This window comes from Rhodococcus sp. AW25M09, from assembly GCF_000333955.1.
GTDB lineage: Bacteria > Actinomycetota > Actinomycetes > Mycobacteriales > Mycobacteriaceae > Rhodococcoides.
Window position 1 is genome coordinate 17,827 of record NZ_CAPS01000097.1, and the last position, 11,846, is coordinate 29,672.

Annotated in this window: 13 protein-coding genes; 6 read left to right on the forward strand and 7 right to left on the reverse strand. The window is 66.5% G+C overall.

Going from position 1 to position 11,846, the window contains the following annotated elements:
* Positions 1-188: 188 nt before the first annotated feature.
* Complete coding sequence (locus RHODMAR_RS19300) at positions 189-599, reverse strand: DUF3499 domain-containing protein (RefSeq protein WP_198289488.1); 411 nt, start codon at positions 597-599, stop codon at positions 189-191.
* A gap of 72 nt (positions 600-671) precedes the next feature.
* On the opposite strand from RHODMAR_RS19300, the gene RHODMAR_RS19305 reads away from it, so the two are divergent.
* The gene (locus RHODMAR_RS19305) at positions 672-1,157 is read left to right on the forward strand and encodes a metallopeptidase family protein (protein ID WP_042939902.1); all 486 of its coding nucleotides are present in this window, start codon (positions 672-674) and stop codon (positions 1,155-1,157) included.
* Positions 1,158-1,200: 43 nt separating this feature from the next.
* On the opposite strand, the gene RHODMAR_RS19310 is transcribed toward RHODMAR_RS19305, so the two are convergent.
* A complete protein-coding gene (locus RHODMAR_RS19310) occupies positions 1,201-1,434 on the reverse strand; it encodes a WhiB family transcriptional regulator (protein ID WP_027496498.1) in 234 nt (77 codons plus the stop codon).
* 719 nt (positions 1,435-2,153) lie between these two features.
* On the opposite strand from RHODMAR_RS19310, the gene cofD reads away from it, so the two are divergent.
* From cofD to RHODMAR_RS19325, 3 genes are read left to right on the forward strand one after another with little or no spacing between them, the layout of a single operon-like run.
* Positions 2,154-3,143: a 2-phospho-L-lactate transferase gene (gene cofD / locus RHODMAR_RS29175; RefSeq protein ID WP_042939903.1), complete on the forward strand. Its 990-nt coding sequence runs from the start codon at positions 2,154-2,156 to the stop codon at positions 3,141-3,143.
* Between the two features lie 26 nt (positions 3,144-3,169).
* A complete protein-coding gene (locus tag RHODMAR_RS19320) occupies positions 3,170-4,534 on the forward strand; it encodes a coenzyme F420-0:L-glutamate ligase (RefSeq protein WP_008717804.1) in 1,365 nt (454 codons plus the stop codon).
* Between the two features lie 5 nt (positions 4,535-4,539).
* Entirely contained in the window at positions 4,540-5,091 is a 552-nt protein-coding gene (locus RHODMAR_RS19325; protein WP_008717806.1) for an NUDIX hydrolase, read from the forward strand.
* 36 nt (positions 5,092-5,127) lie between these two features.
* On the opposite strand, the gene RHODMAR_RS19330 is transcribed toward RHODMAR_RS19325, so the two are convergent.
* The 3 genes from RHODMAR_RS19330 to rfbD are packed head-to-tail and all read right to left on the reverse strand — an operon-like array spanning position 5,128 to position 8,012.
* Positions 5,128-6,222 (reverse strand): sugar phosphate nucleotidyltransferase, encoded by a 1,095-nt coding sequence (locus RHODMAR_RS19330; protein WP_008717807.1) that lies wholly within the window; start codon positions 6,220-6,222, stop codon positions 5,128-5,130.
* Positions 6,212-7,123, reverse strand: coding sequence for a glycosyltransferase family 2 protein (locus tag RHODMAR_RS19335; protein ID WP_008717808.1), 912 nt, complete (start codon positions 7,121-7,123; stop codon positions 6,212-6,214). The genes RHODMAR_RS19330 and RHODMAR_RS19335 overlap by 11 nt, the downstream gene beginning before the upstream one ends.
* A 34-nt stretch (positions 7,124-7,157) precedes the next feature.
* Positions 7,158-8,012 (reverse strand): dTDP-4-dehydrorhamnose reductase, encoded by an 855-nt coding sequence (gene rfbD / locus RHODMAR_RS19340; RefSeq protein WP_042939904.1) that lies wholly within the window; start codon positions 8,010-8,012, stop codon positions 7,158-7,160.
* Positions 8,013-8,557: 545 nt separating this feature from the next.
* On the opposite strand from rfbD, the gene RHODMAR_RS19345 reads away from it, so the two are divergent.
* Together RHODMAR_RS19345 and RHODMAR_RS19350 are read left to right on the forward strand one after the other, a co-directional pair.
* A complete protein-coding gene (locus RHODMAR_RS19345) occupies positions 8,558-9,982 on the forward strand; it encodes an LCP family protein (protein WP_442970075.1) in 1,425 nt (474 codons plus the stop codon).
* A gap of 58 nt (positions 9,983-10,040) precedes the next feature.
* Positions 10,041-10,757 (forward strand): TIGR03089 family protein, encoded by a 717-nt coding sequence (locus tag RHODMAR_RS19350; RefSeq protein ID WP_042939905.1) that lies wholly within the window; start codon positions 10,041-10,043, stop codon positions 10,755-10,757.
* A 29-nt stretch (positions 10,758-10,786) separates the two neighbouring features.
* Here RHODMAR_RS19350 and RHODMAR_RS19355 read toward each other — a convergent pair whose 3' ends face one another.
* Positions 10,787-11,176 (reverse strand): hypothetical protein, encoded by a 390-nt coding sequence (locus RHODMAR_RS19355; protein ID WP_008717816.1) that lies wholly within the window; start codon positions 11,174-11,176, stop codon positions 10,787-10,789.
* Positions 11,173-11,646, reverse strand: coding sequence for a 5-(carboxyamino)imidazole ribonucleotide mutase (purE, locus tag RHODMAR_RS19360; RefSeq protein WP_008717818.1), 474 nt, complete (start codon positions 11,644-11,646; stop codon positions 11,173-11,175). The genes RHODMAR_RS19355 and purE overlap by 4 nt, the downstream gene beginning before the upstream one ends.
* Between the last annotated feature and the right edge of the window lie 200 nt (positions 11,647-11,846).

The window sequence follows — 11,846 nt, forward strand, 5'->3', positions numbered from 1 at the left end:
TGAAGATTCTCCTGGTGATCGTTCTTGCGACACCGCGCACCGGCGTCGTCGAGCGGGTGGGAACGGTGCGTCCCACCCCGATATCGGTAGACCGATACCGCCCGTTTCGGTCCTGCGCGAAACCTTGCCAGACGGTAGTCGGACCGGCCAGTCGGATCGGCGCACGCCGGCCTCGGTCTACGGACGGCTCAGGACGTGGGGTCAGGGAGAACTCGGAGGTGGCCGCGCCTGCCCGTCCGGACTGCCGGAGCGGATCGACGTTCGCCGTCGGACGGGCGGGACGCCGCGCGATCGGCGTTCTCACGATCCTCGGAGCGGACGCGATCGCCGCGCCCCGCCTCACGCACGGCCTCCGCGAGAGCAGTCAGATCATCCTCGTCGGGCGTCGACGTCGAGTAACCACCCTCGTAACGGACCAGCTCCCACCCCTTGGGTGCGGTGGTCGTCGATGCGTGTATCTCGCACAGATCCCACGAATGCGGCTCGTCGACGGTGGCAAGCGGTCCGACGACCGCGGTGGAATCGGAGTAGACATATGTGAGCGTTGCAACGGCAGAACGGTTGCAACCAGGCCTGCAGCAGCCACGCAGTGATCTCACGAATGCAGAGTATCCGGTAGGTGCAACCGACCGAACCACCGACACACCGGACGAGCGCGATAACCTCGCTCCATGCCTCGATTCACCTCCCCGCGCAGGATCACCTCTCGGTCCGTGGCACGGCACGGCCGCGGCATCCGTGGTCCGGTTCTGCCCGACGACATCCCGGCCAGGCGTTCACGAGCGGAGAAGTTCGATCGACTGGTACTCGACGCGTTCGCACGGATCGATCACCGGTGGCACGAGAAGCTGTCGAAGCTCGACATCGCCGTCGACGAGGTACCCAAGATCAGGGCCTTGGATCCCGAGTCGGTGACCTGGCCGCCCGAGGTGGTGGCCGAAGGACCGGTGCCGCTGTCGCGACTGGTACCGGCCGGAATAGACAAGCGCGGTGAGACGACACGCGCCAGAGTCGTACTGTTTCGCCGGCCACTCGAGCGGCGCGCGAAGCACCCGGAAGATTTGGAAGACCTGCTGTTCGAGGTTCTGGTCGAACAGGTAGCGACGTATTTGGGTATCGACCCGGACGACGTGGATCCGAGCAGCGCCGCAGAGTGAGCGGTGGCGGCGTTCGACCGAGCCGGTCGTGGCCCCGGAGAGCTCAGCCGATTCCGCGCTTGAGCCGTCGCCGTTCCCGCTCCGACAGCCCGCCCCAGATTCCGAACCGCTCGTCGTTGGCGAGCGCGTACTCGAGGCACTCGTCCTTGACCTCGCAGCCGAGGCAGATCCTCTTCGCCTCGCGGGTCGAGCCGCCCTTCTCCGGGAAGAAGGCCTCGGGATCGGTCTGCGCGCACAACGCACGCTCTTGCCACTGATCCTCGATCTCCTCGAACATCTCGTCGAAGCCCGCGACGAGACTGAGGAAGGGCTTCGACGGCGGAACCGACTCGGCAACGAACGGCATCATGTCGGCATCCGGGTCGCCGGAGACCGGGTCGGCAGCGTCCGAGTCCGAGTCCATCTCTTCGACATCGGTCTCGGCATCGGTGGTTCGGGCTACGTACGCAGACCCAGCGTCGAACGTGACGCTCGAACCTGCGCCGTTGTCGGACTCGGTTTGCGGTGCGTCGTCGACTGCGCTGAGGTGTGCAGTGGGTCCGCCCCGCTGATCACGTGTCACGTGCTCGTCATACATCGCTTCCGCCTCCTCACCTGTGCTAGCGCAGATACTTTCGGTCATCGTGTGCTCGAATACCTTGCCCCGCGCAGGTATTCGATCGAGCTGGCCCATCGTGCCCGTCAACCCTCGACCTTTACTCGACGTCCAGTCAGGGGCGAAGAGGAAGGGAACGAGTGTTCGAAACCAGGTTCGCCGCAATCGAACTCGTGCCGCGAACACTGAATGACATACCTGTGATTAGACACGTCCAGGTGTGTCGCGGTCAAGCCGATCGCTCAAATCCAATACCATCACATGCCCGAAATCGGCTGTCTCCCCGGATCGGAGCCTGTCCCGTGCGTGTCGCGCCGGTTCTCGGGCTCACGCGCAGTCCCTCGAACGGTCCGGGTGGGCGCTCGCCGCCCATCGCCGCAACCCCACTAGGCTCGCGTGTTGTGAAAGTTACTGTTCTTGTCGGTGGTGTCGGCGGAGCCCGTTTCCTGCAGGGCCTCAAAACGTTGTTCGGCACCTCTACGTCCGAAGGCGAGCCCGCACACGAGATCACCGCTGTGGTGAACGTCGGGGACGACGTCTGGATGCACGGTCTTCGCATCTGCCCGGATCTCGACACGTGCATGTACACCCTCGGTGGCGGAATCGACACCGATCGCGGCTGGGGCCGAATCGCAGAGACCTGGAACGCTCGGGACGAGTTGGCAGCCTACGGTGCCGATCCGGATTGGTTCGGGCTCGGCGATCGAGACATCGCCACGCACCTGATCCGCAGTCGGATGCTGCGCACCGGTTTTCCACTGTCCGCCGTCACCGAAGCGCTCTGCAACCGATGGCAACCCGGCGTCCGACTTCTACCCGTGACCGACGATCGCTCGGAGACCCATGTCGTCGTCACCGATCCGGACGACGCGAGCGGTGAGACGCAGCGCGCAATTCATTTCCAGGAGTGGTGGGTTCGGTACCGCGCACAGATTCCGACTCACAGTTTTGCCAATATCGGTGCCGAACAGGCAACTCCGGCGCCGGGAGTTCTCGAGGCCATCGCAGAAGCCGATGCCGTGATCCTCGCACCGTCCAATCCGGTGGTGAGCGTCGGCGCGATCCTTGCCGTGCCGGGCATCCGCGGGGCGCTGCGCACGACGGGCGCCCAAGTGGTCGGCCTGTCCCCCGTCGTCGACGGTAAGCCGTTGCGCGGCATGGCCGACGAGTGTCTGTCCGTCATCGGCGTCGAGACCACCGCGCAGGCGGTGGGCCGTCACTACGGAAGCCGAAGCGGTACCGGCATTCTCGACGCGTGGCTGGTGCACACCACCGATACGGCCGTCGTGGACGGAGTGGACGTGCACTCCGTTCCGTTGCTGATGACCGATCCGGAGACGACCGCAGTAATGGCGCGCACGGCTCTGCGGGCGGCCGGACTAGACCTGTGACCGATTCCCGCGAACCAGGCGCGAGCGTGCCCCCACAGGGTGATCGAGCACCGAGCGATCACGCGCCCGGCGGATCGATCGAGATTCTGCCGATCCACGATCTCCCGGAATTTCGGCCCGGCGACGACCTGGCCACGGCAATCGCAGACCGAGCGCCGTGGCTGCGCGACGACGACATTCTGATCGTCACCAGCAAGGTCATCTCCAAGGTCGAGGGCCGGCTGGTGCAGGCACCTCGCGATGCCGACGAGCGCGACGCTGCCCGCAGAGTCCTGGTGGAACAGGAGTCCGTGCGCATCGTCGCGCGCAAGGGCCGAACACTCATCACCGAGAACCGACTCGGCATCGTGCAGGCCGCGTCGGGAATCGACGGCTCGAACGTCGACGGTGGCGAATTGGCGCTGCTGCCCGAGAACCCCGACGCCAGCGCGGCTGCACTGCGCGCCGCGCTCAGGAAACTGCTGGGCGTGACGGTGGCGGTGGTCGTCACCGACACCATGGGACGAGCCTGGCGGATCGGGCAGACCGATGCCGCCATCGGCGCGGCGGGCCTGGGCGTCGTTCATGCGTACGCCGGTGCAGAGGACGGCCAGGGCAACGAGCTGGTCGTCACCGAGGTCGCGATCGCCGACGAGCTGGCTGCCGCAGGGGATTTGGTCAAGGGCAAGCTGGGCGGTGTCCCCATCGCCGTCGTGCGCGGCCTGACTCCGATCGACGATGGATCCACCGCAGCGACTCTGTTGCGTGGTGGCGAGGACGACCTGTTCTGGCTCGGTACCGCCGAGGCACTCGATCGTGGTCGCCGCGAGGCTCTGTTGCGTCGACGGTCGGTGCGCTCGTTCTCCGCGGATCCGGTCGATCCCGACTCGATTCGGGCGTCGGTCGCCGACGCACTCACTGCACCTGCCCCGCACCACACCCGCCCGGTCCGGTTCGTCTGGGTCAGAACCCCGGCAGTCCGACGTCGACTGCTCGAGACGATGCGCGATCGGTGGCGAGCGGACCTGACGAGCGACGGACTCGGCGAAGAGCAGATCGCTGCGAGACTGAGCCGGGGCGACATTCTGTTCGACGCACCGGAAATCGTGATTCCGTTCTGCGTACCGGACGGCGCGCACTCCTACCCTGACGAGAAGCGGCGAGCCGCCGAGGACACGATGTTCACCGTGGCGGTCGGCGCCGCCGTCCAGGGCCTGCTCGTGGCTCTCGCGGTGCGGGAGCTGGGCAGTTGCTGGATCGGCTCGACCATCTTTGCCGCCGACACCGTGCGCGCCGAACTCGGACTTCGCGCGGATTGGAAAGCGATGGGAGCCATCGCAATCGGACATGCGAGTGAGCCGTCGACCCTGCGGGACCCGGTGGTACCCGGGTCCTCGCTGCTGGAGCTCTGAACCGCATGTCGGCGTCCAGCCTGTGGCATTCCACCGCCGCTGCGCTCGACCGTTGGGCCCCGCCGGGTTCGGGAGACGATTCGCTTCGACACACCATGCTGGCATTTCTCTACAGCAATCCGGACGCGTGTCTGCGCGCCAACGAAGCCGGCCACTTCACCGCCTCCTCGTTGGTGCTCGACCGATCCGGAACCCACGTACTGCTGACACTGCATCCCAAGGTCGGTCGGTGGATTCAACTCGGAGGCCACTGCGAACCGACTGACGAGACGGTCGTCGACGCGGCACTACGCGAGGCGACCGAGGAATCCGGGATCGCGGATCTGACCATCGACCCGACACTCCTCTCGGCGCACACGCACCCGATCACCTGTTCGCTGGGTACTGCGACACGTCATCTCGACCTGAGGTTTCTGGTACGCGCCCCGGACGGTGCCCGAGCGGTACGCAGCGAGGAATCGACGGATCTGCGATGGTGGCCGGTCGACGCTCTACCGGATGGAGCCGAGCACGAGACGATCGATCACCTCGTCTCGCTCGCCGCACGCCGCTCGTAGGGACGGATCGACGAACTCGTATCTCAGCAGATCGGGTCAGACGTCGGTGGAGAACCGCACTCCGCCGTCGGGCAGTTTCACGCCGGGCCACACCCGCGCACCGCGAAGCAGTTCGCAGCGAGCGCCGATGTCCGCTCCGTCGCCGATCACCGCATCTCGCACCAGAGCGCGCGGTCCGATGCGGGCACCGAAGCCGAGGATGGATCGCTCGACGACGGCCCCGGCCTCGACGACCGCACCGTCGAACACGACGGCACCGTCGAGGCGAGCACCCGCGCCGATCTCGGCACCGCGGCCGACGACGGTCCCACCGATGAGCAACGCACCCGGTGCCACTCCCGCGCTCGGGTGAACCAACGATTCGCCGCGATCGCCCTGCAGCGCCGGCGACGGAGCGATCCCGCGGACCAGATCGGCCGAGCCCTTGACGAAATCCTCCGGTGTGCCCATGTCGCGCCAGTACGCGCTGTCGACGTGCCCGTAGAGCTTCTTGTCCTCGGCGAGCAAGGCGGGAAACACTTCTCGCTCCACCGACACCGGTCGATCGGACGGAATGGACTCGATGATCTCGCGTTTGAAGACGTAGCAGCCGGCGTTGATCTGATCGGTCGGCGGATCCTGAGCCTTCTCGAGAAACGCGGTCACTCGGCCGGACTCGTCGGTCGGCACACAGCCGAACGCGCGCGGGTCGCCGACGCGAACCAGATGCAATGTGACGTCGGCTTCGGTGGTTCGGTGCGTTTCCAGTACTGCCGTCAGATCCGTACCGCCCAGCACGTCGCCGTTGAAGACCATGACGTTCTCGGCACGCAGTCGTGGAAGTACGTTCCTGATACCGCCCCCGGTGCCCATCGGCTCCGTCTCGGTGACGTACTCGAGTTCGATGCCGAGCGAGGACCCGTCTCCGAAGTGCTGCTCGAACACTTCGGCCTTGAACGACGTGCCGAGAACGACGTGCTCGATTCCGGCCGCCTTGATGCGGGCCAGCAGGTGGGTCAGAAAGGGAAGTCCCGCGGTCGGAAGCATCGGCTTGGGTGCCGAGAGCGTCAACGGCCGCAGCCGAGTTCCCTTGCCGCCGACCAGGATGACTGCATCGGTACGCGCGGCGACCGATGAGGAACTATCCGACATGTCCAGCCTCTGTTCTCTCGTCAGTGAGCCGTCCGTCGACGGCTCGAGCCCGAAGCGCCGAAGTCACAACGATCTTCGAGCGAAGACCGAGACCCGCACGCAGGGCCAATCGTAGGGGAGCTTGCCATGCCCGGGCGTGCCGGTCTGCCTGGAAGCGATACGCGCTGGTGTGATGTGCGGGCAACATCACCTCCGGATGCCGTCCTGCTGCATGACCTTTCGAGTGCGTCACCTCGACGCCGGGGACGTAGACGTTGTGCCAGCCTGCCTTACCGAGCCGGTCACCGAGATCCACGTCCTCCATGTACATGAAGTACCGCGAATCGAATCCGCCGATCGAGTCGAACGCCGACCGCCGAAGCAACAGGCATGATCCCGACAGCCACCCGACGGGACGCTCGGCCACCGTCTCGTTCTCCTGGCGATACCGCTGAGTCCACGGATTCTTCGGCCAGAGCTTGCCCAGTACCGCGTGGCCGGCACCTGACGTGAGATCGGGCACCGAACGAGCCGACGGATACCGCGAGCCGTCCGGCTCGCGAATGAGTGGCCCCAGGGAACCCGCCCGCGGCCACCGGGCCGCGGCGTCGAGCAGACCGTCGAGCGAACCGGGATGCCACCGCACGTCGGGATTGGCGACGACGACGAACTCGACGGCGGGGTCGACGGCGGCGACCGCACGATTGACCGCTGCGCCGTAACCGATGTTCGCGCCCGTACGCAGCAACTCCGCCTCGTCGAACGCGGCCTCGGCCGCCTCGGGTGTGCCGTCGATCGAGCCGTTGTCCGCCATGATCACCCGAAACGGACGCGTCGTGGCCTCACGAAGAGACGTCAGGAATTGATCCAGGTATTCGCCGGGCGAATAGGTCACCGTCACCACGGCCAGCTCGGAACTCACGCGGGCAAGACTAGCCCGCGCGGGGCCGAAACCCTCATCCCGACTGCGTCAAGGCGGCCGTCAGAGCGTCCGACCACGGGCGCGCAGGCGACAGCCCGGCATCGACCCACGCCGCCGACGAGAGCACCGAGTACGCGGGCCGAGGTGCCGCGGCGACATAGTCGGCACTCGAACACGGGCGTACACGCTCGGCATCGGCACCGATGTGAGTGAACACCGCGCGAGCGAACTCGAACCAGCTGGCCTGCCCTGCATTGGTCAAGTGCAGGGTCCGGCCGATCACGGCGGGGTCGGCTTCGATCTCGAGCAGGCCCGACGCCAGGTCGAGGGCGAATGTGGGCGAACCGATCTGATCACTGACCACCGAGATCGTCTCGCGCTCACCTTCGAGTCTGCGCATAGTGGTCACGAAGTTCTTGCCGGTGTTGTCGTATACCCAGGCAGTACGCACGACGACGGCTTCGGGCAACTCCTCGAAGACAGCGAGTTCGCCGGCCAGCTTGGTGCGCCCGTACGCCGACTGCGGTGCAGTCTTCGCATCCACCTCGTACGGTTCGGTTGCTGTGCCGTCGAACACATAATCGGTGGAGACGTGGATCATCCGGGCACCGACACGCCCGCAGGCGCGCGCGAGATTCCGCGGGCCGTCCGCATTGACGGCCAGGGCTCTGGCCTCGTCGGTCTCGGCCGCATCGACCGCGGTGTACGCAGCACAGTTGATCACTGTCACCCCCGCACTCACCACGGCAGCGACCGCATCGAGGTCGGTTATGTCCAGGTCGGCGGACGAATACGCGAAGACCTCGGTACCGTCACCCCGCTCGGCGGCAAGAGAGACCACCCGGCGGCCCAGCTGGCCATGTGCTCCGGTCACCACGATCGCATTCACGGTTGCCAAGTGTGGCACGCCGAGTTCGGTTGGGCGAGGCAGCGAGCACTGACCAGTAACCTTCGAACAGCAGGGGGAGAACGAAGCAGGCGGGTGCCCAGGCCGGCCGGTAACGAGAGAGGGTCGTCAAGGTGCCACGAGATCCAGGCACGCCCGGCGGTGAGCGCACTCCCCCGCCCAGGCGGCGCACCCACCGCAGATCCGGCGGTCCCGAGGTGAGCGCTGCGGGCAATGTCGGCGATCACGCGGCACATCGGTACATCGGTAGCGAGGACTCGCGCGGGGAACGCCGCGCTCGAGAACGCACTCGTCGCAGCCGCGGCGAACCCACCGACAGATCGCACCGGCCGAGGCAACGCGATCCTCGCGGCCCTCTCGAACCACGCGGCCCTCTCGAACCACGCGGCCCTCTCGAACCACGCGGCCCTCTCGAACCACGCGGCCCTCTCGAACCGCGCCGCCCTCTCGAACGGACTCGGTCCCGGAACGGATCCCGGCCGGCGGTCGGCGGCCGTCGATGGCCGGCGACCCACGTCGCGATCGCAGTGCTGTCGGTACTCGTTCTGCTGGTGACCGGTTTCGCGTGGCGCAGCGTCGACAGTCTTCGGTCCAACATCGCAACCGCAGGCGGCCTCGGCCTCGGCGGTGCCTCAGACGGTGCGATCGACATTCTGATGGTGGGCACCGACAGCCGTACCGACGCCCACGGCAACGCGCTGTCCCCCGAGGAACTCGCATCGCTCAATGCCGGTGAAGAGGTGGCGTCGAACACCGACACGATCGTGCTGATCCGTGTCCCGAACGACGGTTCGTCGGCCACCGCCATTTCCATCCCCCGCGATTCCTACGTCGAGGTACCCGGCATCGGCATGTCGAAGATCAATGCTGCGTACGGCGCGACCAAGGAGACCAAGCGGCTGGAACTGGTGGAGCAGGGCGTCTCGGACGCAGACGCCGAGTCCCAAGCCACCGAGGCCGGGCGGGAAGCCCTCATCGATTCGGTCGCCAACCTGACCGGCATCACCGTCGATCATTATGCCGAGGTCGGTCTGCTCGGCTTCGTGCTGTTGACCGATGCCGTCGGCGGCGTCGAGGTGTGCCTGAACAATCCTGTGCAGGAACCGCTTTCGGGTGCGAATTTCGTAGCCGGTGAGCAGAGACTGTCCGGCTCACAGGCCTTGAGCTTCGTCCGGCAGCGGCACGATCTTCCCCGCGGCGATCTGGACCGTATCGTGCGCCAACAGGTGTTCATGGCCTCGCTCGTACGGAGTGCGTTGAGCGCCAAGACATTGAGCAACCCCGGAAAGCTGGGCCAGCTGAGCACCGCGGTGCAGCGTTCGGTGACACTCGATTCCGACTGGGACATCTTGCAATTCGCCACTCGGCTGCAGGACCTCGCCGGCGGCAAGGTCAAGTTCGAGACCATCCCTGCCGTCGACATCAACGCGACGACCGACTACGGCGAATCGATCGTTCAGGTCGATCCCGCGTCGGTGAAGAAGTACGTCGCGGGTCTGCTCGGCGACGGCAACTCGGCGGAGGCAAACGCCGAGAACACGGACGCCCCCGAAATCGACCCGTCGACGGTGACGGTGGACGTCGCGAACGACAGCGGGATCGACGGGCTGGCCAACGGAGTCGCCGGTTCGTTGACGGCATTGGGTTACGTCGGTGGAACCATCGGAAACTACGAGGGCACGTCCATCTCGGCGAGCCGGATCCAGGCCGCCGACGCGGACAGTGATGCCGCGCGCGCAGTCTCCGCGGCGCTCGGCGGACTGCAGATCACCGCCGAGGACTCGTTGCCGGCCGACACCGTTCGGGTGGTGCTCGCCAACGACTACGCGGGCCCGGGTTCGGGGCAGGCAGCGACGGCGGAAACCGTTGCACCCGAAGCCGGTACAGCAATTCCCGAGGCACCCGCGGCCCCTATCGACGCCGGCTCCACCGGCCCGATGTGCGTCAACTGAGCGGTGTCGCTCGCAGCGTGTGAAATCGGCACCTCGAGCGTCATCTAGGGTTCGAGGTGTGCCATCGAACCTGACTCAGACCCTGCTCGATCCCGTTCTCGCCGCTGACCCGGCCGGTCCGCGTATCACGTTCTACGACGACGCAACCGGTGAGCGGGTCGAGGTCTCGGCAGTGACGCTTGCGAACTGGGCCGCCAAGACCGCCAACCTCCTGTGCGACGAATTCGGCTTCGAGGTGGGGGGCCGGGTCAGTGTGCTGCTGCCCGCGCATTGGCAGACCGCCGCAGCATTGCTGGGAATCTGGTGGGCCGGCGGCGAGGTGATCCTCGGAGCCGACGACTCCGCCGACGTGGCGATGGTATCGGCGGATCGACTCGGCGAGGCCCCGGACGTCGACGAGGTGTTGGCCTTCTCGCTCGACGCATTCGGCAAGGCAGTCCCCGATCTGCCGATCGGGATGACCGATTACGCAACCTCGGTACGAGTGCACGGGGATCAGTTTCGGGTCTCGGGTTCCGGAACCGGAGCTGGGGCACTGGACGGGCGTTCGGTGGAGCAGGTGCTCGCCGTCGCGCGTGAGCGAGCCGCCGCCCGTTCGCTGACGGCCGCCGACCGCGTGCTGTCGAGTGCATCCTGGACCACCGCCGACGAGTTGATCGACGGTCTGCTCGCGGTTCTCGTCGTAGGTGCCTCCCTGGTTCAGGTGGCCCAGCCCGACGAGGAGAAGAACGTGCGACGCACCGAGACCGAGAAGGTCACCGTCACCCTCGACTGAGGAGGCCGCTCGGCGTGCCGCGGCCCTGCTCAACCGGGCAGTCGGTACCCGCCGTCCGCGAGCCCCGCCTCGATTTCGTATTTGTTTGCCGGCCCATGGCGGCGAGCTTCCTCGGCGAGGTAGCGGAACGGGAAGGTCAATCCGAAGTGAGCCCACTGATCCGCGTGCACGGCCTCGTGCCGTATCACTCGACGGGCGGTGTTGCCCTTCGTCAGATAGGCACCACCGAACGTCGTTCCGCCGCGCCCGAATCCACCGCATAGCCCGGTGCAGACGAAGATCGAGAACTCGTCGTCGAAGTGCGCCGTTCCGCGCCATAATCGGGCGTAGAACAATGCCAGTCGCGTCACGAAGATGGACTGCCATCGGCCACGACCGGCTCGACGAATCTGCTCGCGTCGCGAGGCCGCCGTGCTCATCCCAGTAGCGTCGCGCGCAGAGCTTTGTCCTTTTCCAGCACCATGGTTTCGAGCGAGGCCTGGAACGCCGACATTCGTTCTTGCAGAGCCGGATCGGACGCGCCCAGAATCCGTACTGCGAGTAGGCCCGCGTTGCGAGCACCGCCGATGGAGACCGTCGCCACGGGAACGCCAGCGGGCATCTGGACGATCGAGAGCAGCGAGTCCATACCGTCGAGGTATTTCAGTGGCACCGGTACACCGATCACCGGCAACGGCGTCGCCGAGGCCACCATGCCGGGCAGGTGGGCCGCTCCCCCGGCACCCGCGATGATCACTCGGATCCCGCGGCTCGCGGCGTCGCGTGCGTAATCGAGCATTCGCTGTGGAGTGCGATGCGCCGACACGACACCGACCTCGAACCGAATTCCGAACTCCGCCAATGCTTCTGCCGCGGCTTCCATGGTCGGCCAGTCGGAGTCGCTGCCCATGATCAGGCCTACTGCAGGAGTGGAGCCTGCGGAACGACCCTCGGGGGCAGGAGTGGAGCCTGCGGAACGACCCTCGGGGGCAGGAGTGGAGCCTGCGGAACGACCCTCGGGGGCAGGAGTGGAGCCTGCGGAACGACCCTCGGGGGCAGGAGTGGAGCCTGCGGAACGACCCTCGGGGGCAGGAGTGGAGCCTGCGGAAC